Genomic DNA, 21,858 nt, shown 5'->3' on the forward strand with positions numbered 1-21,858 from the left:
ATCTTGAGGGCGTTTGATACGGATTTTAGGATCGTCGGGTTGAGGCGGCGATCAAAAAACATGTTGATCTCCTGCAAAAGTACCGCAATATAAAAAAGAGATGCAGAATGCCGCGGTATGGCGAGATAAAAACCTTCTTTTAGAAGCAATAATTTAGGTAAAGGTAATTATGGGTAAAGCTCTCGTAATAGTTGAGTCCCCGGCAAAAGCCAAAACTATTAATAAGTATTTAGGGAATGACTACGTGGTTAAGTCCAGTGTCGGTCACATTCGTGATTTGCCGACCAGTGGTTCAGCCAGCAAGAAGAGCGCTAACTCAACCGAAGATAAAACCAAGACAGAAGACAAACCCAAAAAGAAAGTTAAAAAGGACGAAAAGGTTGCGTTGGTAAACCGTATGGGCGTTGACCCGTATCACGGTTGGAAAGCGCAGTATGAAATCCTGCCCGGCAAAGAGAAAGTGGTTGCCGAGCTAAAAGCTTTAGCGGAAAACGCCGACCACATCTATCTCGCAACCGACCTTGACCGCGAAGGAGAGGCTATTGCCTGGCATTTGCGGGAGGTGATTGGCGGTGACGATAAGCGTTTTAGTCGCGTGGTTTTTAACGAAATTACTAAAAATGCTATTCAGCAAGCGTTTAACCAACCGGGTGAGTTGAATATCAACCGGGTTAACGCTCAGCAGGCTCGCCGCTTTATGGATCGCGTGGTGGGCTACATGGTTTCTCCACTGCTATGGAAGAAAATTGCTCGCGGTTTATCCGCTGGGCGAGTGCAATCCGTAGCGGTACGTTTGGTGGTTGAGCGCGAAAAGGATATTAAAGCCTTTGTTCCTGAAGAATACTGGGAGCTGCATGCTGACCTGTTGGCCAAAGGTGAAATTCCAATTCAAATGGAAGTCACCCATGCGCACAATAAACCGTTCAAACCGGTTAATCGCGAACAAACTCATGCGGCGCTCAAGCTGCTTGAAACTGCGCGTTATAAAGTACTGGATCGTGAAGATAAACCGACCAGTAGCAAACCGGGTGCGCCTTTCATTACGTCTACCTTGCAGCAGGCGGCCAGTACCCGTTTGAGCTTTGGCGTGAAGAAAACCATGATGATGGCGCAGCGTCTGTATGAAGCGGGTCATATCACCTATATGCGTACCGATTCAACCAATTTGAGTCAGGACGCGCTGACCATGGTGCGTGGCTATATCGGCGAGAATTTCGGCGAAAAATACCTGCCGTCAGCGGCTAATCAGTACAGCAGCAAAGAAAACTCTCAAGAGGCTCATGAAGCTATCCGTCCATCGGATGTCAACGTGTTGGCCGAGCAGTTGAAAGACATGGAAGCGGATGCGCAGAAACTGTATCAGCTGATTTGGCGTCAATTTGTCGCCTGTCAGATGACGCCGGCGAAATATGATTCCACTACGCTCACGGTGCAGGCGGGTGATTATCAGTTGCGTGCCAAAGGGCGAACCCTACGCTTTGACGGTTGGACCAAAGTCATGCCGGCGCTGCGTAAAGGCGATGAAGATCGCACCTTACCGGTGATTGAGGTCGGCAGTGAACTGGATCTGCAAAAACTGATTCCTAGCCAGCACTTTACCAAACCGCCAGCGCGTTACAGCGAAGCTTCTTTGGTTAAAGAACTGGAAAAACGCGGTATTGGCCGTCCTTCTACCTACGCGTCTATCATTTCTACCATTCAGGATCGTGGATACGTTCGAGTGGAAAACCGCCGATTCTATGCGGAAAAAATGGGTGAAATCGTCACCGACCGTCTGGAAGAGAACTTCCGCGAGCTGATGAACTATGATTTCACCGCCCGTATGGAAAGTGGTCTGGATCAGGTCGCCAACGATCAGGCTGAGTGGAAAGCGGTACTCGACGAGTTTTTTGCCGAATTTAGCGAACAACTGGAAACCGCGGAAAAAGATCCTGAAGACGGCGGGATGCGCCCGAATCAGATGGTGATGACCAGCATTGATTGCCCGACCTGTGGCCGTCAAATGGGGATTCGAACCGCGAGCACCGGCGTATTCCTCGGTTGTTCTGGCTATGCCTTACCGCCGAAAGAACGTTGTAAAACCACCATTAACCTGGTGCCGGAAACGGAAATACTGAACGTTCTCGAAGGGGATGATGCGGAAACTAACGCCTTGCGCGCCCGTCGTCGCTGCCAGATTTGTGGCACCGCTATGGACAGCTATCTGATCGATACTCACCGTAAACTGCACGTGTGTGGTAATAACCCGGCTTGCGAAGGTTATGAGATCGAAGAAGGTGAATTCCGCATTAAGGGTTATGAAGGCCCAATCGTTGAGTGCGAGAAATGTGGCTCCGAAATGCACCTGAAATTAGGGCGTTTTGGCAAATACATGGGCTGTACTAACGACGAGTGCAAGAATACACGTAAAATTTTACGCAGCGGCGAAGTGGCTCCACCTAAAGAAGATCCGGTGCCGCTTCCTGAATTACCGTGCGAAAAATCCGATGCTTACTTTGTATTACGTGACGGTGCGGCGGGCGTATTCCTGGCGGCTAACACTTTCCCTAAATCTCGCGAAACCCGCGCGCCGTTAGTGGAAGAATTAGTACGCTTTAAGGACCGTTTACCGGAGAAACTGCGTTATCTGGCCGATGCGCCGGTAACGGATAAAGAAGGTAACAAAACCCTGGTTCGCTTCAGTCGTAAGACCAAACAGCAGTATGTTTCGTCAGAGAAGGAAGGGAAGGCCACGGGTTGGACGGCGTTCTATATCGACGGCAAGTGGGTTGAAGCCAAAAAATAAGGCAGTTTTTGTGGCGCTGTGATTGCAGCGCTATGCCTGTTAATAAAACCAGTCTTTGTGGCTGGTTTTTTTATGGGCTAAGTAGGAGTAGTGCTTTATAGTTTTAACAATCCGACTATTTTCGAAATATGATCGACTTATTTTTTTTGATAATGATGAGTATGGCAAGATTGTTGGCCATTGTTTTTTTATTGTTAAGTTCTATACAGCGCTAAGCAAAATGTTATAGTGGTTATATTAAAACTTTTCTTATCGTTAAAAGATATTATAAAGTCGCTTCCAGTACTGTTGGCATAATAGCGTTAATGGTTTTTTACTTAATAACTATTTGGCTTACCAGGGTGACACCGATATACCAAACTGTGAGATGATCACAGCGTTCAACCTAGGATGGTATAGATATGAAATTGCAGCAGCTACGTTACATCGTTGAGGTGGTAAACCACAATCTCAACGTCTCCTCGACCGCTGAAGGCTTGTACACTTCCCAGCCGGGAATCAGTAAGCAAGTCAGAATGTTGGAAGATGAACTGGGTATTCAGATTTTTGCCCGTAGCGGTAAACATTTGACGCAGGTTACGCCGGCTGGTCTGGAAATTATCCGTATTGCCCGCGAAGTATTATCGAAGGTTGATGCGATTAAAGCCGTTGCCGGTGAACATACTTACCCTGATAAAGGCTCACTGTATGTGGCGACCACTCACACTCAGGCTCGTTACGCTTTACCCAATGTGATTAAAGGTTTTATTGAACGCTATCCGCGGGTGTCACTGCATATGCATCAAGGCTCGCCGACCCAAATTGCCGAGGCAGTATCCAAAGGCAGCGCCGATTTTGCGATTGCCACCGAAGCTCTGCATCTGTATGACGATTTGATTATGCTGCCGTGCTACCACTGGAATCGCGCGGTGGTGGTCAAACCGGATCATCCGTTGGCAGGAAAAGCGCACGTCACTATTGAAGAATTGGCAGCTTATCCTATTGTGACCTATACCTTTGGTTTCACGGGGCGCTCCGAACTGGATACCGCTTTTAATCGCGCCGGACTGACGCCGCGAATCGTCTTCACCGCCACCGATGCCGATGTGATTAAAACCTATGTACGCCTTGGTTTAGGGGTTGGGGTTATCGCAAGCATGGCGGTTGATCCGATTCAAGATCCTGATTTGGTCACGGTAGACGCCCGCGATATCTTTACCTATAGCACCACCAAGATTGGTTTCCGCCGCAGTACTTTCCTGCGCAGCTACATGTATGATTTTATTCTACGTTTTGCACCGCACCTGACCCGTGATGTGGTGGATAATGCGGTTGCTTTACGTTCAAATGAAGATATTGAAGCCATGTTTAAAGATATTAAGCTGCCGGTCAAGTAAGGGCATCATCTTTATTCTTGAACGCGTGAATCGCATAGTCGTTAATCGCGTAGCCACCGTAGAAACCGAATGCTCAGGCCTTCGGTTTTTCTTTTTTTAAGGTGAAAATAAAACATCCATTTTTACTAAAAATAGATATTATGAGTTTCAACCGGTCAAAGATTATTGATATAAATATTATCGGATATTTTAATAATTGTCGACAATCAATAATTAATGAAATGTTTAATCTGAAATGAGCGTTTTATAATAGACGTAGGCATTATATTACTTATTCTCACCTCTATAAATTAGAAAGTATCTTATTGGAGGTAACTATGAAAACAACGCTGCAAAGGCCTTCTGTTATAAAATATGCACCACAGTCATCTGCGATAAATAAAAAACAGACTAACGATGTGCATTGGCGAAAAAACATGATGAAGATTTATTCCGATACTATCACTGGGGTAAAAAACATCAGTGGTATAGAGCAATGCGGTATTGCTGAAAGATTGGTGACGAAACTAAAAGAAAATGGAGTGATACCTCCAGAACAAGACGTTATGTTCAAAAAGAATTATTTCTATTTGCCACTGTATAATGAAGTTTCAGTGCGTCAGGTTATTGATAAAAATAGCTCAAGAATACTATCAGGCAAGGAACCTTACCCTATTGTTTTGGCCGACCCGAAACTGTTTTGCAATACGGCTTTGGCCGCGTTGGCTAAAAATAAAAGTAAAGATATGGACAGCGAGAGTAATGAAAAACGATTTCAGAAACTGGGCGGTTGCTTAACTAAAGAGTTGATTAAGATTAATTACAATAAAAATCCAGACGAATTTAGATCGTTGGGGCGTTATCTGGCATTGAAAAAAACTCAATACATTCGCCTGGACGAAGTGAATCCATCTTCTCTGGGGAAGCTTTATATCGCCGGATACGGTAAACCGGAGGGTGAACTCTCAAAATTGGCTAAATATACGTTAGAAAACTTTAATTTATCGACGGCCAATCTGGTGACTAAAGATCTCCTGCCATTATTAACCGCCGCGGGGCTACCTGTTGATATCAGAATGCTACAAATGGAAAGTGCCGAATCCGCAGATAGCGAAAAGCCTTTAGCTCAATATATGAGTAACGCGCTCTCTGATGCTGGCGTCCCGGCCAGAGTGTTTGGTTATAGAGGTACTTCCGTCCTGAATGAGTTACATCATATTCACTCAACCCGTGCGGTGAAAAATCCCATCGATAATAATTTTATAAAATATGACCTTTATCGCGCCAGCGATGTACGCCAAGAATTTTTACCGCAGAAAAAATCGAAAAAAATGTAGATAATCCTATTGCTTACTCTGACTATAGAGTGAGTAAATTTTTTTCGCTGACTGTTAAATGATTATTCTGCTATTTTCAGACATTTTTTAAGGCGGCGATTGATAATGTGGTTGGTAAAAAAACCTATTATTATTTGTGTATCTAAAATGGCGATGGAGTCACCGAAGGGTAATCAAGAAGATTTGGTGGTTATTCGCTGTGTCAATATCACTGATTCTACTTAAAATTCGCCGGTTTTTCTTTCAACATCACATTCGTGGCAACCGGTTCTGCTGCTAACACTGTCACGCCAATAAAAACCAAATACGATATAGACTGCCCGTTTTTTAATGATGAGATGATAAAAATCCTTCTCGATGAATAGCACCAGAATATCGCAAGGGAAAGAACGCTACGGGATATTTTCACCTCATCCAACCACCGTGTTTAATTAAGATTTATATCACTGTCGTTTAAAAAATAATTAAATTCAATTATTGAGATAAAAGAGTTCCACCCTGATTCGAAAACGTCAGTCGCGGGGTAATAGATCTCAGTCATAAACGTACGACTTGGAAAGCGTCTCGGGGCGGTACGGTAGAAACAGGCGTTTTCATTTTTATCAGTGCGATCGGTAATTGTCCTCCATATTTTCCTATTGTCATACTGAATTATCCTTACGCAAAGGATCTGATTTCCCGGTAAAAAACACCTTTAATCGATTTTACCTATCGCTATAGACAAATGCGTTGTTATCAGAATGTTAACCTATCTTTGTGTTATATTTAAATCAAACCCTATAACCGAGCGGGTTATTCTCCGCCGGACTGCACCAATATCCCAATAAAAACCCTCTGTACAGAACAACAAAGGAGCCGCTATGTCGTTGGATCTACGAAAAACGAGTATGACCACGCTGGTCGCGTTAGGTACGGAATATCACTATTACAGCTTGCCGAAAGTGGCTCCGCTGTTAGGTGATATTGACCGGCTACCTAAATCTATGAAAGTCCTGCTGGAAAATCTATTACGCCACATCGATGGCGATACGGTACATGAAGAGGATCTGGCGGCCGTCGCTGATTGGCTGAAGGATGGACATGCCGATCGCGAAATTGCCTATCGGCCCGCGCGCGTGCTGATGCAAGATTTCACTGGTGTACCGGCCGTGGTCGATTTGGCCGCGATGCGGGAAGCTGTTCACCGTTTGGGCGGCGATGTCAATCAGGTTAATCCGCTGTCACCGGTCGATCTGGTGATTGACCATTCGGTTACCGTTGATGAATTTGGCGATAAAGACGCCTTTGGGGAAAACGTCCGGCTGGAAATGGAACGCAACCACGAACGTTATATCTTCCTGCGTTGGGGGCAAAAAGCCTTTAATCGCTTCCGCGTGGTGCCGCCGGGCACCGGTATTTGTCACCAAGTGAATTTGGAATACCTGGGGCAAACGGTGTGGCAGGAACAGCAGGGCGATAAACGGGTTGCCTATCCGGATACCTTGGTCGGAACCGATTCTCACACCACGATGATTAACGGCCTGGGGATTCTAGGCTGGGGCGTCGGCGGGATTGAGGCGGAAGCGGCGATGTTGGGCCAACCGGTATCCATGCTGATTCCTGATGTGGTGGGGTTCAAGCTGACGGGGAAAATTCGCGAAGGCATCACCGCCACCGATTTAGTGCTTACCGTCACCCAAATGTTGCGAAAACACGGGGTGGTGGGGAAATTTGTTGAATTCTACGGCGACGGACTGGCCGATTTACCTTTGGCTGATCGAGCCACTATCGCCAATATGTCGCCGGAATACGGCGCAACCTGCGGTTTCTTCCCGGTCGATGAGGTCACGCTGAGTTATATGCGCTTGAGCGGGCGCAGCGATGCGCAAATTGCACTGGTAGAAGCCTATAGCAAGGCACAGGGGCTTTGGCGTCATCCGGGGGATGAGCCAGTGTTTACCAGTTCATTATCTTTGGATCTCGGTAGCGTGGAATCCAGTCTGGCCGGGCCGAAACGGCCGCAGGATCGCGTGGCGTTGCCGAAAGTCCCTCAGGCGTTTAACGCTTTTGGCGAGTTGGAAATTGAGGGTAAGAAAGATAAGGTTGAGCAGATTGAGTTTTCACTGAACGGGGAAAATCATCAGCTGGAAAATGGCGCTGTAGTGATTGCGGCCATTACTTCCTGTACCAATACCTCAAACCCGAGCGTACTGATGGCGGCGGGTTTGCTGGCTAAGCGCGCCGTAGAAAAAGGGTTGAAAACCAAACCTTGGGTAAAAACGTCTTTGGCCCCTGGTTCGAAAGTCGTGACCGAGTATCTTAATTCAGCGGGATTAACGCCTTATCTGGATAATCTGGGCTTTAATCTGGTGGGCTACGGTTGTACTACCTGTATTGGCAACTCCGGGCCATTACCGGATCCAATTGAAAAAGCTATCAAAATCGGTGATTTAACCGTCGGTGCCGTGCTGTCAGGTAACCGTAACTTCGAGGGACGCATTCATCCGCTAGTAAAAACCAACTGGCTGGCTTCACCGCCGTTGGTGGTGGCCTATGCGTTGGCAGGGAATATGAAGCTGGATCTCACGACCGAATCCTTAGGGGAAGGTCATGATGGTAAGCCTGTGTATCTGAAAGATATCTGGCCGAGTGGAAAGGAAATTGCCAAAGCGGTGGAAGAAGTTAAAACCGAAATGTTCCGCAAGGAATATGCGGAAGTCTTTAGCGGAGACAAGAACTGGCAGGCTATTGTGGTAGAAAGCACTCCGACCTACGATTGGCAGGCTGATTCTACCTATATTCGCCATCCTCCCTTCTTTAGTGATATGAAGGCGGAACCTGAACCGGTGCAGGATATCCAGAATGCGCGGATTCTAGCGATTTTGGCGGACTCTGTCACCACCGACCATATTTCTCCCGCAGGCAATATCAAACTAGATAGTCCGGCTGGCCGCTATTTGCGGGACCGCGGTGTGGAAATCAAGGAATTTAACTCCTACGGTTCGCGTCGAGGAAACCACGAAGTCATGATGCGCGGCACTTTTGCCAATATTCGTATCCGCAATGAAATGGTACCGGGAGTGGAAGGGGGAATGACGCGACATATTCCTTCAAACAATATCATGGCGATTTATGACGCGGCGATGCAATACCAGCAGGAAAAAGTGACGCTGGCGGTGATAGCCGGTAAAGAATACGGTTCTGGCTCCAGCCGCGATTGGGCTGCGAAAGGGCCGCGTTTGTTAGGTATTCGCGTGGTGATTGCCGAATCCTTCGAGCGTATTCATCGTTCTAATCTGATTGGGATGGGCATTTTACCGTTGGAATTTCCGCAGGGCGTAACCCGTAAGACTTTAGGGTTAAGTGGGGATGAAACCATCAGCGTGAGTGGAATGCAGAATCTGAAACCGGGGCAACAGGTGCCGGTGACGCTGACTTACGCCGATGGTCGACAGGAAATCGTCAATACTCGCTGTCGTATTGATACCGGTAATGAGCTGATCTACTTCCAGAACGATGGCATTTTACACTATGTCATTCGCAAGATGCTGTAATCCGCTAGGGTAGGTAGGTGACGTTGTAACGAAAAGGGTGGCAATTAGGCCACCCTTTGTAGGCGCACGTCTAAGGTGCAGCTCTATGTGCAGATGATTATATTGCGCGCAATACTTATGATTTGACTAATATTTATGTCGATAATAATTGAAGGATAAAATGTAGGGATAAAAACCTATCGGCGGTAAAACCTCGCCTGCATTATTTGCTGAGCAAATGCCCCATTTTAGCCGCTTTGGTCGCCATATAATGTTCGTTTTTAGGATTACGACCCACTAAAAGCGGCACGCGTTCAACGATGTTAATTCCGGCTTCAGTCAGAATTTCGACCTTCTTCGGGTTGTTAGTCAATAAGCGAATTTCTTTGATATCCAATAGTTTATAGATGTCAGCACACAGGGTGAAATCGCGTTCATCGGCGGCAAAACCCAGCTGATAGTTGGCTTCCACGGTATCTGCACCCAAATCCTGTAGCGCATAAGCGCGGATTTTATTTAACAAGCCAATATTGCGACCTTCCTGACGGTGATAAATCAGCACTCCACGGCCTTCTTCCGCGATTTGAGCCAGCGCGGCTTCCAACTGGAACCCGCAATCGCAGCGTAAACTGAACAGGGCATCGCCGGTCAGACATTCGGAATGAACCCGGGAAAGCACCGGTGTGTTACCTGAAATATCACCAAAAATCAATGCCAGATGGTCGTGACCGGTTGCCAGTTCTTCAAAACCGACCATCAAAAAATCGCCCCACGGAGTAGGCAATTTGGCTTCTGCTACACGTTTTAGCTGCATGTTAGTGTTCATATTAATACATCAGGCTCTTATACAATTATTGTAGCGCATCCTACTTTCAGATTCGCGGTTTAACCAGTGAAACGCTCGAATTATAACTTTCGCTACACTTGATTATTTATATTGCCATAAGTTCAAATTATTAGCTGTTCAACAAATGAGCGATGAAAGAGAGGGTAACAGATAACTTCGCTATCCAATCAATTTTACGTATATTATCAATGAAGTAAAAATGGCCTGCGGCTAAGATTAAGGCTGAGTAAAGAAAAGGATATTTGATGTTAAACATCGCAAAGCGAATCATGATTGGGACTGTTCTTTTATTACTTATGCCCATAGCGGTCTGGATCTCCGGTTGGCATTGGCAGCCCGGCGCATCCGGATTTTGGCTTAAAGGACTTTTTGCGCTAACGGAGACTGTCACCGCACCTTGGGGTATCGCGACCAGCGTTATCCTGAGCGGTTGGTTTTTGTGGTGTCTGCGTTTTCGCCTTAAACCGGCAGTGGGTCTGCTGATGATATTAACGTTGGTTATTGTTTTCGGGCAGGGCGTGAAATCTCTGATTAAAGAACAGGTGCAGGAACCGCGCCCGTTCGTGGTCTGGCTGGAAAATCAGAATCACTTAACCAGTGAAGAGTTCTACCAGTTGCCTCGTAAAGAACGCAGCGCGATGGTGAAAGAGCAGCTTCAGAATCAAACGCTGGTACCAAAATGGCTGGTCAAACACTGGCGCTTTGAAACCGGATTTGCTTTTCCCTCCGGACATACGGTTTTTGCGGCAACCTGGGCATTGTTGGGCGTTGGGTTGCTTTGGCCACGCCGTCATTACAAAACCGTCGGATTATTAATGGTATGGGCGACGGGCGTGATGGGTAGCCGTCTGGTGCTAGGCATGCATTGGCCGCAGGATCTGATTGTCGCGACCTTAATTAGTGGTTTGCTGGTGGCACTGGCCACGATGGGGGTTCAGCGTTGGATCGGCCCATTGACTATTCCGCCGCAAGAGCAAAAAGAAATTGAGCAGCGAGATCAACGGTTATAATCAGGGGTTATGGAAATCTGATTGACGGCGCTATTGGCTTTTGGTTACAGACGCCCCATATCTTTACTTTGGCTTATAATTGCGGGCGTTTCTCATTATTTTTTAAATGAAAGCGGTAAAAAGTCAAAATAGCGTTCAAGATCGTGCTTTATCGCGCTTCAGGGTTTATTTGCGCACAGGGTCAGTGTTAATTTATAACGTCATGTCGCCACTTTTTTGGCATAATTCGTCGGGTAATCCGGCCTATGGGAAAGAACGTGAAATATTTGCTGATTTTTTTGTTAGTACTGGTTATTTTCGTGATATCAGTCACGTTAGGGGCGAATAACGATCAGGTTGTTACCTTTAACTACTTATTGGCTCAGGGCGAATACCGCGTATCAACGTTATTAGCAACATTGTTTGCCATTGGGTTGATCTTGGGTTGGATTATTTGCGGCCTGTTTTATCTACGTGTCCGCATTTCTCTGGGACGAGCAGAGCGCAAAATCAAACGGCTTGAACTGCAACTGGAACAACCTGCTGAAGATCGTCACTCTGCGACTCAGCCTGCTGTCAGCAAGGAATAATTCTCTATGTTAGAACTGCTGTTTCTGCTGTTGCCCGTGGCTGCCGCCTATGGCTGGTACATGGGTCGCAGAAGCGCTCAGCAGGATAAACAACAGGATGCCAACCGCCTGTCTCGTGAATACGTGGCAGGGGTTAATTTCCTTTTATCCAATCAGCAGGACAAAGCGGTCGATCTCTTTCTCGATATGTTGAAAGAGGACAGCTCCACCGTTGAAGCGCATCTTACTTTAGGTAACCTTTTCCGTTCGCGTGGTGAAGTTGACCGCGCCATTCGTATCCATCAGGCTTTGATGGAAAGTGCATCACTGACCTTTGAACAACGCCTGCTGGCCATTCAGCAATTAGGCCGCGACTATATGGCCGCCGGGCTGTATGACCGCGCCGAAGACATGTTTACCCAACTGATTGAAGAAGCTGACTTTCGCGTTGGAGCCTTACAGCAACTTCTGGTTATCCATCAGGCCACCAGCGATTGGATCAAAGCCATTGAAGTCGCAGAAAAACTGGTGAAGTTGGGCAAAGATAAGCAGCGTAGCGAAATTGCGCATTTCTATTGCGAACTGTCGTTGCAAGCCATGGGAAGCGACGATCTGGATAAGGCGATGGGGTTGCTCAAAAAGGCTGCCAGCGCCGATAAAGACTGCGCCAGAGTGTCAATAATGCTTGGGCGCGTTCATATGGCGCGCGGCGATTTTGCCAAAGCCGCGGAAGCTTTACAGCAAGTGCTGGAACAGGATAAAGAAGTGGTCAGCGAGGCGCTACCGATGCTGCACGATTGCTACCAGCATTTACAGCAACCGCAGGCGTGGTCTGATTTCCTGAAGCGTTGCGTAGAAGACAATACCGGCGCCACCGCTGAGCTGATGCTGGCAGAAATTCTGGAACAGCAAGACGGGCGCGATGTGGCACAGGTATATATTAACCGCCAGCTACAACGCCATCCAACCATGCGGGTATTCTATCGTTTAATGGATTACCATTTGGCTGATGCGGAAGAAGGGCGAGCCAAAGAAAGTTTGCTACTGCTGCGGGATATGGTGGGCGAGCAGATCAGAACAAAACCGCGCTATCGCTGCCATAAATGCGGTTTTACCGCACATTCGCTCTATTGGCACTGTCCATCTTGCCGCGCCTGGGCGTCGGTCAAACCGATTCGTGGGCTGGATGGGCAATAATCGCTGAAGATTGTTTACCGGCGATGGCTGGTGGGCAGCAAACAGCAGGGTGAGAACTTTTCTCACCCTAATCATGTCATTTTCTATTTCTTCTTTTGCGCCGGTTTAACGCCATCTTTGAGCAACTGACGCAGTTTCTTCAACTCTTTCTGACTCAGCGGCTGTTCGGAAATCTCTTCAATTCCCTGGTTATCAATCTCGCTGTGATGCGTTTTCCCGTCCTTTCGGCCAGCTTTGGCATTTTTGGCTGCCGGATTGAAACTCTGCTCCAGTCGTTCACAGACTTCGGAGCTGAGCGAAAACTGTTTTTCCAGCGCAGCGGCTTTAATCTTTTCTTTTAATTCCAGAGGGATTTTAATGGTTAAGGTCGATACTTCGCTCATCATGTCACCTTTAAGCAGGGGAAAGTACCAAGCTATGTGAGGTTTAGCGCGCTGTCTAGTTGATAACATAAAATTCACAAAAAATTCATATGTCAAATGCAAAAAAGAGCGCATCGGCGCTCTTCTTGTCATAGCTACATGAAATTACTTATTTCGTAATGGGGTGCGAAACCGCTAATTATTGATAAATAACGGCGGTGCCGTGCAGCTTATTATTGCCGCTGGCAGAGGTGATCTGGAAAGATTTTGCCCCTGCGGCCTGTGCTTTTTGAGCCAGCGCGTTTTCCAGTTCGGTCAGAGTACCGGCGTTGCTGACAGAGATTACGCCATTTTTATTCAAACTTGCTGACTGTTGGGTGTTCACGCTGGTTGAAGCCATGCTGGTGAAAGATGCTAGGGAAAGAACTAAGGCAGAGGCGATATATTTGATGTTTTTCATGTGAAACTCCAGTCCATTATGATTAAGTGGAAGGCGATGTCTTCCGATGGACTGAATGATATAGCATCTGAAATTAATGAAAATCTCAAACTCCTGATAATCTCATTCAATTTATTTGATTGATAATTTACCTTTCTTGAAACTGTTTTACTTTCTACCGGTTATTAACTACCGAACAAGACTGACCCAAATTGACCTTTCCGCAATGATTTATACATTTCGCACCTCTGGCGCCTTGCCGCAGTCATGGCCGTGGTTATCCCTGTCATCCTTAGAGAGATAACAGGGACGGAAATCTGTAATTTCCCCTCGACGCCATGTAGAATGCCGGCGGTTAATATTTTTGAGTGGCTGTTATAGATAGCACGCCGTTAGTCGCGAAAGGCAGCCTTGATTATTTGCATATATTACAGAGGGTAGAAACATGACGTCGGATACTAAAACCAATAATAATGACTCAGGATCTTCCCCGATTGTGGTCGCATTGGACTATGCCGATAAAAACGCAGCTCTGGCGTTTGCCGATCGTGTTGACCCGCGCGATTGCCGGCTAAAAATCGGCAAAGAAATGTTTACCCTGTTTGGCCCAAAGTTGGTACGTGATCTGCATCAGCGTGGGTTCGAGGTTTTTCTCGATCTGAAGTTTCACGATATTCCAAATACTACCGCTAAAGCCTTGGCTGCCGCTGCGGAAATGGGCGTCTGGATGGTGAATGTCCACGCCAGCGGCGGCGCGCGTATGATGACGGCGGCAAAAGAAGCATTGTTGCCTTATGGCGCACAGGCTCCGCTGTTGATAGCCGTGACCGTGCTGACCAGTATGGAAAAAGAAGACTTACTCGGCATCGGTATTGACGCCGATCCGGCCGACCACGCCGAGCGTCTGGCTAAACTGACTAAAAACTGTGGCCTGGATGGCGTGGTCTGTTCTGCGCAGGAAGCGGTACGTTTAAAACAGAGCTGCGGCAGTGACTTTAAGTTGGTGACACCGGGTATTCGTCCCGTAGGCAGTGAGGCAGGGGATCAGCGCCGGATTATGACGCCACACCAGGCGCTGGCGGCCGGTGTAGATTATATGGTGATCGGGCGTCCGATTACGCAATCAGAAAATCCGGCGCAAACGCTGCGAGATATTCGGGCATCTTTGGTGAAGGGGGCTTAATGGTTAACGATAATAGCCGATTGGTGTATTCAACGGAAACCGGGCGCATTGACGAACCCGTGGTGAAGGCTGAGCGTCCAAAGGGCGACGGCATAGTCCGTATCCAACGACAAACCAGCGGGCGTAAAGGTAAAGGCGTATGCCTGATTACCGGCGTTGATGGCAGTGATGAAATGCTAGAGAAACTGGCGGCGGAATTAAAGAAAAAATGCGGCTGCGGTGGTTCATTAAAAGATGGCGTTATCGAAATTCAGGGTGATAAGCGGGAGCTATTGAAGCAGTTATTGGAAGCTAAAGGAATGAAGGTCAAGCTGGCCGGAGGTTGATATCAGGATAATACCTGTTAGGGGTCGACTATTTTCTGACATCTCTCATTTATTCCGCCCATCAGTCTTTTATCATCTGAAATAATCGCTTGGTATGCAGCAGGACTGATAGCAACGTTATTTAAGCAACAACTTTCGCTGCGGTTTCAATCACCGCCGCAGCGAAAGATATTTCAGTGGATCAATCAATAAGGGGAATAAATAGCCTTATTATTTACCCACCTGATGCCCGATAACCCCACCAATAGCTGCACCACCTAACGTACCCAGTGTGCTGCCAGTCAGTACGGCACCGCCCACGGCGCCGGCACCGGCACCTATAGCGGTATTACGATCGCGCTTGGACATATTGGAGCAGGCGCTCAGGGATAACGCTAAAGTAATAGCCAGTGCGGCGGTAGCAAATCGTTTAGTCATAATCATCATAAATTCTCCTGACGTTGGCCTGGAATATTGTCCATTAACACCTGGGCTGCCGGACATTATCCCGCTGGAGTTACCTCAATAAGTATAGGCAGTACTCCAACTTTAGCTGGTGGGTCATTTTTTAAAGTAGCGGTATATAAAACGTTAATCTGACTTAAATGCCAGATTAATGATAATTTGACGGAAAATAACCCGTAGAAAATAGTATAAATCACTAATAAACATTTAATAGGTAAATAGTCTTAATTTGACACCTATCGACAGGTAAAAGCGAGGAAGTACGTAAAATCGCACGATTAATCAATAAGAACGATAGCTCATGCTCTCCAATCGATGGTGACTTCCTGATTGCCCATTATGTATGTAGGCCCAAGGTTATCCGCATTTGCTGAAACCTGAAGTCACCGTTTGTTACGAGCAATCCTGATTGGTTGGCCTTTCTGATTAATTATGGACGGGTTTCTCTAGCCACAGCAGGGTATCCACCATATTTTCCATTTTGGCTTCTACTTGTGCAATAGCATCGGCAATACCTTGATTATAATAATGAGCGCCGAGTTCCTGGGTAAAAAAATCCAATAAAAATTCGGCGTCAAAATCGCCTAATTTGAACTGATGTTCGCGCTCCAGATAGCGCTGGATTTTCTGCGCCATGAGACGGGTCTGTTCACGGTTAAATACGATTTCCGCCATCTTAATCTCCACTATTTACGCCGATGGGATGAGCCTGTCTGCGTATTAAATTGTTGCACAAATGGGCAAAAGTCGCGCTATGCGGCGAAAAATGGCGCGGCGTAGTAATGGCCTGACGTATGGCAATTAATCCAGAATAGCACAGGGATTTTGCCTCGATAAGGCTGTAAAACTGAATGATACCTGACAGAGGTCGTCATCTGGCGGAAGGTCTGGCCGTCGGGCTGCGCAATACCCGAATGGAATCATAAGAAACATCCATTTTGGCCCGCTGCCAGCTCGGCGGTTAAACAGCTATGATAGCGATCACCCTATAATACCCTCGATTAGTTTATGATTAGTCATATGATCTTGGCACTCACATTTATTGAATCAGGAGACCCCCATGGAGCTTTATCTCGATACGGCGGACGTGACTGCGGTAAAACGGTTGGCGCGTATCTTGCCTTTACAGGGTGTGACCACTAACCCGAGTATTCTGGCGAAAGAGGGAAAACCGATCTGGGAAGTGCTGCCTGCTCTGCGAGATGCTCTGGGAGGAACCGGCAAGCTGTTTGCTCAGGTGATTGCCCGTGATAGCGAGAGAATGGTGGCGGAGGCGATGTTATTGTCTCAACGCGTACCGGGGTTGGTAGTGAAAATTCCGGTGACCAGCGAGGGGCTGGCGGCAATTAAGAAGTTGAAAACTATGTCGATTCCAACCTTGGGTACTGCCGTGTACGGTGCAGGTCAGGGATTGCTGGCGGTGCTGGCGGGGGCAGAGTATGTAGCGCCTTATGTCAACCGGTTAGATGCGCAAGGTCAGGATGGCGTGGCGATGGTGCGTGAGTTGCAGCAACTACTGAATTTACACGCGCCGCAGGCCAAAGTGCTGGCGGCCAGTTTCCGCACGCCGAGGCAGGTTTTGGATTGCCTGCTGGCGGGCTGTCAGTCGGTTACTCTGCCGGTAGACGTCGCCGAACAGTTGATCTCAACGCCGGCGGTACAGGCTGCGGTCGAGCAGTTTGAACACGACTGGCAGGGCGCATTTGGGTCGCCGATGCTGAGTTAACTGTCCTGTGAATTAGACACTGCGCTGATTTTGGTTTTTCACCCAATAAAAACGCCTCATCGTTGCGGATGAGGCGTTACGTCGTCACTTGATTCTTTGCCTGTCTAGGCGGAATATCAGGCTGGAATCTCTGCTAACACGGGCATTTCCCTAACTTTCCCCCCTGACTAGGGAAACGCGCATCCAGACAATAACGGTGGAATTCCCGTTCGGTCATCGGCATTTTTTCCGGATGATGACGCCGCATATGCTGCAGATAATTACCGTAATCCTGCACGCCAACCATCAAACGAAAACTCTGAGCAGTTCGCTTGGCGATCAGCCTCATTTTTCCCCACAGACTTTTCGGCTGGGGCATCAACGGAGCTAAAGGAACACAGCGCAGGATATGCAGCCCAGATCGCGCAGCGGCAGATTTATGCTGGAAAATTAAACTTGAATTAACCACGAGCGACCTCCTCGCGTAATACAATTTCGCTCTCATGAGCGGTGGGTTGACTGGATTTCAGCGCCCGACGCACCACGAAGAATGCTGAAATCAGCATAGTTACCGCCACTAACATAAAGAAAGCGCAGAGGGCGGCGTTAATCTGGTTATTAAACACGATAGTTTCCATGTCTTTAAAGCTTTTGGCCGGAGCAATCAGTACCCCTTGTTCTACGCCTGTTGAGAATTTCTTTGCCTGCGCCAGGAAACCAATGCTCGGTTTTTCATGGAAAATCTTCTGCCAACCGGCGGTCATCGAGGTAATAAACAACCAGATAGTGGGAACAATCGTCACCCAGACATAGCGCTGTTTCTTCATTTTGAACAGCACCACGGTGCCCAGAATCAGCGCCATCGACGCCAGCATCTGGTTACCAATGCCGAACAGTGGCCAAAGAGTATTAATCCCGCCCAATGGGTCAACCACCCCTTGGTAGACGAAAAAGCCCCAGCAAGCGACGGCGACGGAGGTTCCCGCCAGATTACCGAACCAGGAACGGTTATTGGCCAGACTTGGTACCGCTACGCCGACCAAATCCTGCACCATAAAGCGACAGGCGCGGGTTCCTGCATCCACTGCGGTTAAAATAAACATGGCTTCAAACAGTATGGCAAAGTGATACCAGAACGCCATCATATTGCGGCTATTAAAGACTTCACTAATGATATGAGCCATACCCACGGCGAAGGTCGGCGCGCCACCGGCTCGCGACAGAATGGAGTTTTCGCCCACGTCTTTGGCAATCATGGTTAACACTTCCGGCGTCACCACAAATCCCCAACTATTGATCGCCGCCGAGGCGCTTTCCACGGTAGTCCCGATCAGCGCTGCCGGTGAGTTCATGGCGAAGTAAACGCCGGGATCGATCACCGAGGCGCAAATCAAAGCCATGATAGCGACGAAAGATTCCATCAGCATCGCGCCGTAGCCAATAAAGCGAATGTGGCTTTCCCGCTCTACCAATTTAGGCGTGGTGCCGCTGGAAACCAGGGCGTGGAAGCCAGAGATAGCTCCGCAGGCAATGGTGATAAACAGGAACGGGAACAGGCTGCCGGAGAACACCGGGCCACTGCCGTCAATAAACCGGGATACCGCAGGCATCTTCATTTCCGGCATAGCGAAGACAATTCCGATAGCCAAACCAATGATGACGCCGATTTTCAGGAAGGTAGACAGATAATCACGAGGAGCCAGTAACAGCCAGACCGGCAGCACTGAGGCAACAAAACCGTAGATCACCAATACCCAGGTCAGGGTAGTGCCGTGTAACGTGAAGAACGGTCCCCAATAAGGGTGAAGGGCAATATTTCCACCGTAAATAATGGCGGCCATCATCAGCACGAAACCGAGCAGGGAAACCTCAGCAATTTTCCCCGGACGCAGGTAGCGCATATACACGCCCATAAACAGCGCGATAGGAATGGTGGCGGCGATAGTGAATAACCCCCACGGGCTATCTGCCAGCGCTTTGACCACCACCAACGCTAGGGCGGACAGGATAATAATCATGACCCCCAATGCGCCAAGCATGGTAATCACCCCGGCGAATGCCCCCAGCTCTTGCTTCGCCATTTCACCCAACGAGCGACCATCTCGGCGGGTTGAAATAAACAGAATCAGGAAGTCTTGCACTGCCCCGGCCATCATGACGCCGACCAAGATCCAGATAGTGCCCGGCAAAAAGCCCATTTGTGCGGCCAGAATTGGCCCGACCAGCGGGCCTGCACCGGCGATGGCGGCAAAGTGGTGGCCGAACAGCACCCATTTGTTGGTCGGAACGTAGTCCAGACCGTCATTGCGCCGTTCGGCGGGCGTCAGGCGGCGATCATCCAACTCAAAGATATTCTTGGCGATAAACAGGCTGTAGAAACGGTAAGCGATGCTGTAGCAGGCTACCGCGGCGATAACTAACCAGATAGCATTTACGTGTTCGCCGCGGCTGAGTGCCAGCATGGCAAAGGCAAAAGCACCGATTAACGCCACAATCAGCCAGATAACGGCGGTCTTGACGTTTTTCATGAACAACAACTCCTTTGTTGGTAGGGGCAGAGTGTGAGGGTGTAGGTCTATTTGATTAACGACTCGTTAACATATGATCTTCAACGTGGAAGAAAAGCCCATAGAGCGAAATCTGTGATGAACGAATTATTTTAATGTCAATATTGTTTGCATTTGCTGACAAATTGCGAGCTGACAGGTTTTTTTGACTGGGGAAGTCAGTGGGGGAATAGGCAAAAAGAATAAAAAAAAACCGCGGGATAGTTGGCTATCCACACGGTTTTTAACGAACAACACCTAGTTTCAGGCGGCTGGGCGGGCGATCACATTCCGGGTTTCCATACGGACTTCCGCGATGACAACCTCGATTTTATCGCTCTGACGGTAAACCACTTCACCGTTGATTTGTACGGTGCCGGTTTCCTGACTGCACACCATCTCATCACGCACCGCGTGAATAAATGGCGCAGGAATAAAGGCGACCGCGCCGTTATCCAGTAAACGAATGCGTAAACCACCGCGAGTCACATCGATAATTTCCGCTGGGAAACGGGTATCGGTACCCGCGCTTGGCTGTAAATAACGGGCGTACAGCCAGTCACCTACATCGCGCTCGGCCATACGGTTCAGGCGGCGGCGTTCGGCCAGTTGAACGGTAATCTCTTCCTGCGGTTTTTCGGCCTGTTGACCGGTAATCACCGCTTTCAGCAGCCGATGGTTAACCATATCGCCGTATTTACGAATTGGCGATGTCCAAGTGGCGTAAGCCTCTAAACCTAAGCCAAAGTGCGGGCCTGGCTCGATGCTGATTTCCGCAAAGGTCTGGAAACGACGAATACGGCTATCGAGGAACTGGGTTGGCAACGAATCAAGATGGCGACGCAGTTCGCAGAAGCCCGGTAACGTCAGTAGAGCTTGAGGATCGGCTTCCACTTCGTTGGTTTTCAGCACTGCCGCTGCCTGCTCGACTAGGGCCGGGTCAAAACCGGTGTGAACGTTATAGATTCCAAAGCCCAGACGCTCGCGCAGCACAATGGCAGCACAGACGTTGGCGGTAATCATGCATTCTTCCACAATGCGGTTGGCAATGCGGCGTTGCTCAACGATGATATCCAGCACTTCGCCTTTCTCACCCAACAGGAAGCGGTAGTCTGGACGATCTTTAAACACCAGCGCATTCTTCTGACGCCAGGCGTTACGCGCGTTACATACGCGTTGCAGCAGCTTGATTTGCTCAGCGATTTCGGCGTTCTGCGGCTGCCAGTCACCTTGATTTTCCAGCCAGTCAGACACTTCATCGTAAACCAGCTTGGCTTTAGACTCGACCCAGGCGACAGAAAATGAAATATCATCGCCCAGCGTACCGTCTTCGGCGATGGTAACCCGACAAACCAGTACCGGACGGCGCTCATTCGGACGCAAAGAACACAGGTTATCGGACAGATCTCGCGGCAGCATCGGGATGTTGAAGCCCGGTAGGTAGTTGGTGAAAGCACGTTTACGCGCAATCAGATCCAGCTCGCTGTTTTCGTCCACGTAGGAGGTCGGATCGGCAATGGCGATAGTCAGCAACAGATTGCCGTCGCCTTTGTCTGCCACATGCAGCGCATCGTCCATATCTTCGGTGCTGGCGCTGTCGATAGTAACGAAGTTCAGTGCAGTTAAGTCTTCACGCTCCAAACCGTCCTGCTTTAGTTCTGCGGCCACCATGGTTGGCGCTTCGCGCTCCAGATTATGACGGGAGAGGGTGACCCACCACGGAACGAAATGATCGTCGGCATGAGTGATAAAGGCGGTTAAATCAGCGTTGAAAGCGCGATCGCCTTTTAGCGGATGGCGGCGCATTTCGGCTACGGCCCAATCACCGTTTTGGAAATCGTGGGTTAACTCGCGTACCGGACGACAAGGGATAGCATCCCGCAGCAAAGGATGGTCTGGAATAATCGACAGGCGGTCATCTTTTCTCTGCACTTTACCGACAAAGCGAGACAGAAAAGGCTCGACCAGAGACTCTGGCTCAGCAATTTCACGATCTTTTTCGGTATGAAGAGTGGCGACTATACGGTCGCCGTGCATGACCTTCTTCATATACGGCGGTGGGATAAAGTAACTTTTCTGCCCATCTACCTCAAGAAAGCCAAAGCCTTTCTCAGTCCCTTTTACCACGCCTTCAACGCGTGGGGTCTGAGTGTGAAGTTGCTGTTTAAGCTGCGCCAGCAGCGGGTTATCTTGAAACATATCGTCCAGTGAATGGTGTAGTGAGTCGAGTGATTCGCGGCTGACAGTTTTACGCGAATCAGC

18 protein-coding genes are annotated in these 21,858 nt (G+C 48.5%); 10 read left to right on the forward strand and 8 right to left on the reverse strand.

Going from position 1 to position 21,858, the window contains the following annotated elements; genetic code table 11:
* The first annotated feature begins 169 nt into the window (after positions 1 to 169).
* The 4 genes from topA to acnA all read left to right on the forward strand — a co-directional run bounded on the left by topA (position 170) and on the right by acnA (position 9,010).
* Positions 170 to 2,785 (forward strand): type I DNA topoisomerase, encoded by a 2,616-nt coding sequence (gene topA / locus DBA33_RS02555; RefSeq protein ID WP_064513656.1) that lies wholly within the window; start codon positions 170 to 172, stop codon positions 2,783 to 2,785.
* A gap of 401 nt (positions 2,786 to 3,186) precedes the next feature.
* On the forward strand, positions 3,187 to 4,161 hold the full coding sequence (cysB, locus tag DBA33_RS02560; RefSeq protein WP_064513658.1) for an HTH-type transcriptional regulator CysB: 975 nt from the start codon (positions 3,187 to 3,189) through the stop codon (positions 4,159 to 4,161).
* Positions 4,162 to 4,478: 317 nt separating this feature from the next.
* Positions 4,479 to 5,477, forward strand: coding sequence for a hypothetical protein (locus DBA33_RS02565; RefSeq protein WP_120805466.1), 999 nt, complete (start codon positions 4,479 to 4,481; stop codon positions 5,475 to 5,477).
* An 860-nt stretch (positions 5,478 to 6,337) separates the two neighbouring features.
* Positions 6,338 to 9,010, forward strand: coding sequence for an aconitate hydratase AcnA (gene acnA / locus DBA33_RS02570; protein WP_064513663.1), 2,673 nt, complete (start codon positions 6,338 to 6,340; stop codon positions 9,008 to 9,010).
* Between the two features lie 202 nt (positions 9,011 to 9,212).
* On the opposite strand, the gene ribA is transcribed toward acnA, so the two are convergent.
* On the reverse strand, positions 9,213 to 9,803 hold the full coding sequence (gene ribA / locus DBA33_RS02575; protein WP_064513665.1) for a GTP cyclohydrolase II: 591 nt from the start codon (positions 9,801 to 9,803) through the stop codon (positions 9,213 to 9,215).
* A 278-nt stretch (positions 9,804 to 10,081) separates the two neighbouring features.
* Between ribA and pgpB the strand changes: the two genes are divergently transcribed.
* The 3 genes from pgpB (at position 10,082) to lapB (ending at position 12,591) form a co-directional block, all read left to right on the forward strand.
* Positions 10,082 to 10,846 (forward strand): phosphatidylglycerophosphatase B, encoded by a 765-nt coding sequence (gene pgpB, locus DBA33_RS02580; protein WP_064513666.1) that lies wholly within the window; start codon positions 10,082 to 10,084, stop codon positions 10,844 to 10,846.
* 257 nt (positions 10,847 to 11,103) lie between these two features.
* Entirely contained in the window at positions 11,104 to 11,415 is a 312-nt protein-coding gene (locus tag DBA33_RS02585) for a LapA family protein (protein WP_064518255.1), read from the forward strand.
* A 6-nt stretch (positions 11,416 to 11,421) separates the two neighbouring features.
* Positions 11,422 to 12,591, forward strand: coding sequence for a lipopolysaccharide assembly protein LapB (lapB, locus tag DBA33_RS02590; protein ID WP_064513668.1), 1,170 nt, complete (start codon positions 11,422 to 11,424; stop codon positions 12,589 to 12,591).
* A gap of 83 nt (positions 12,592 to 12,674) precedes the next feature.
* Here lapB and DBA33_RS02595 read toward each other — a convergent pair whose 3' ends face one another.
* Together DBA33_RS02595 and DBA33_RS02600 are read right to left on the reverse strand one after the other, a co-directional pair.
* Entirely contained in the window at positions 12,675 to 12,974 is a 300-nt protein-coding gene (locus DBA33_RS02595) for an Arc family DNA-binding protein (RefSeq protein ID WP_064513670.1), read from the reverse strand.
* 178 nt (positions 12,975 to 13,152) lie between these two features.
* Positions 13,153 to 13,413 (reverse strand): YdgH/BhsA/McbA-like domain containing protein, encoded by a 261-nt coding sequence (locus tag DBA33_RS02600; protein ID WP_120805468.1) that lies wholly within the window; start codon positions 13,411 to 13,413, stop codon positions 13,153 to 13,155.
* Between the two features lie 424 nt (positions 13,414 to 13,837).
* Between DBA33_RS02600 and pyrF the strand changes: the two genes are divergently transcribed.
* Together pyrF and yciH are read left to right on the forward strand one after the other, a co-directional pair.
* Positions 13,838 to 14,575 (forward strand): orotidine-5'-phosphate decarboxylase, encoded by a 738-nt coding sequence (gene pyrF, locus DBA33_RS02605; protein WP_064513673.1) that lies wholly within the window; start codon positions 13,838 to 13,840, stop codon positions 14,573 to 14,575.
* A complete protein-coding gene (gene yciH, locus DBA33_RS02610) occupies positions 14,575 to 14,901 on the forward strand; it encodes a stress response translation initiation inhibitor YciH (RefSeq protein ID WP_120805470.1) in 327 nt (108 codons plus the stop codon). The genes pyrF and yciH overlap by 1 nt, the downstream gene beginning before the upstream one ends.
* Before the next feature lie 210 nt (positions 14,902 to 15,111).
* Here yciH and osmB read toward each other — a convergent pair whose 3' ends face one another.
* A complete protein-coding gene (gene osmB, locus DBA33_RS02615; RefSeq protein WP_064513677.1) occupies positions 15,112 to 15,327 on the reverse strand; it encodes an osmotically-inducible lipoprotein OsmB in 216 nt (71 codons plus the stop codon).
* Between the two features lie 444 nt (positions 15,328 to 15,771).
* On the reverse strand, positions 15,772 to 16,020 hold the full coding sequence (locus DBA33_RS02620; protein WP_064513679.1) for a DUF2164 domain-containing protein: 249 nt from the start codon (positions 16,018 to 16,020) through the stop codon (positions 15,772 to 15,774).
* A 385-nt stretch (positions 16,021 to 16,405) separates the two neighbouring features.
* On the opposite strand from DBA33_RS02620, the gene fsa reads away from it, so the two are divergent.
* Complete coding sequence (gene fsa, locus DBA33_RS02625; RefSeq protein WP_064513681.1) at positions 16,406 to 17,071, forward strand: fructose-6-phosphate aldolase; 666 nt, start codon at positions 16,406 to 16,408, stop codon at positions 17,069 to 17,071.
* Positions 17,072 to 17,204: 133 nt separating this feature from the next.
* Here the strand turns inward: fsa and DBA33_RS02630 are convergent, their stop codons facing one another.
* The 3 genes from DBA33_RS02630 to DBA33_RS02640 form a co-directional block, all read right to left on the reverse strand.
* The gene (locus tag DBA33_RS02630; protein ID WP_064513683.1) at positions 17,205 to 17,519 is read right to left on the reverse strand and encodes a YbdD/YjiX family protein; all 315 of its coding nucleotides are present in this window, start codon (positions 17,517 to 17,519) and stop codon (positions 17,205 to 17,207) included.
* Positions 17,512 to 19,578, reverse strand: a complete 2,067-nt coding sequence (locus tag DBA33_RS02635; RefSeq protein WP_064513684.1) for a carbon starvation CstA family protein — start codon at positions 19,576 to 19,578, stop codon at positions 17,512 to 17,514. The genes DBA33_RS02630 and DBA33_RS02635 overlap by 8 nt, the downstream gene beginning before the upstream one ends.
* Positions 19,579 to 19,860: 282 nt before the next feature.
* The gene (locus tag DBA33_RS02640) at positions 19,861 to 21,795 is read right to left on the reverse strand and encodes an exoribonuclease II (RefSeq protein WP_064513687.1); all 1,935 of its coding nucleotides are present in this window, start codon (positions 21,793 to 21,795) and stop codon (positions 19,861 to 19,863) included.
* Between the last annotated feature and the right edge of the window lie 63 nt (positions 21,796 to 21,858).

It is taken from the genome of Yersinia sp. IP36721 (genome assembly GCF_003634395.1).
Classification (GTDB): Bacteria; Pseudomonadota; Gammaproteobacteria; order Enterobacterales; family Enterobacteriaceae; genus Yersinia; species Yersinia entomophaga.

Coding starts and splice junctions, on each gene's coding strand:
- DBA33_RS02620 (WP_064513679.1), bottom strand. CDS start 16,020: ATGGCGGAAATCGTATTTAACCGTGAACAGACCCGTCTCATGGCGCAG.
- ribA (WP_064513665.1), bottom strand. CDS start 9,803: ATGCAGCTAAAACGTGTAGCAGAAGCCAAATTGCCTACTCCGTGGGGC.
- DBA33_RS02600 (WP_120805468.1), bottom strand. CDS start 13,413: ATGAAAAACATCAAATATATCGCCTCTGCCTTAGTTCTTTCCCTAGCA.
- acnA (WP_064513663.1), top strand. CDS start 6,338: ATGTCGTTGGATCTACGAAAAACGAGTATGACCACGCTGGTCGCGTTA.
- DBA33_RS02635 (WP_064513684.1), bottom strand. CDS start 19,578: ATGAAAAACGTCAAGACCGCCGTTATCTGGCTGATTGTGGCGTTAATC.
- pyrF (WP_064513673.1), top strand. CDS start 13,838: ATGACGTCGGATACTAAAACCAATAATAATGACTCAGGATCTTCCCCG.
- topA (WP_064513656.1), top strand. CDS start 170: ATGGGTAAAGCTCTCGTAATAGTTGAGTCCCCGGCAAAAGCCAAAACT.
- lapB (WP_064513668.1), top strand. CDS start 11,422: ATGTTAGAACTGCTGTTTCTGCTGTTGCCCGTGGCTGCCGCCTATGGC.
- fsa (WP_064513681.1), top strand. CDS start 16,406: ATGGAGCTTTATCTCGATACGGCGGACGTGACTGCGGTAAAACGGTTG.
- DBA33_RS02565 (WP_120805466.1), top strand. CDS start 4,479: ATGAAAACAACGCTGCAAAGGCCTTCTGTTATAAAATATGCACCACAG.
- cysB (WP_064513658.1), top strand. CDS start 3,187: ATGAAATTGCAGCAGCTACGTTACATCGTTGAGGTGGTAAACCACAAT.
- pgpB (WP_064513666.1), top strand. CDS start 10,082: ATGTTAAACATCGCAAAGCGAATCATGATTGGGACTGTTCTTTTATTA.
- DBA33_RS02640 (WP_064513687.1), bottom strand. CDS start 21,795: ATGTTTCAAGATAACCCGCTGCTGGCGCAGCTTAAACAGCAACTTCAC.
- DBA33_RS02595 (WP_064513670.1), bottom strand. CDS start 12,974: ATGAGCGAAGTATCGACCTTAACCATTAAAATCCCTCTGGAATTAAAA.
- yciH (WP_120805470.1), top strand. CDS start 14,575: ATGGTTAACGATAATAGCCGATTGGTGTATTCAACGGAAACCGGGCGC.
- osmB (WP_064513677.1), bottom strand. CDS start 15,327: ATGATGATTATGACTAAACGATTTGCTACCGCCGCACTGGCTATTACT.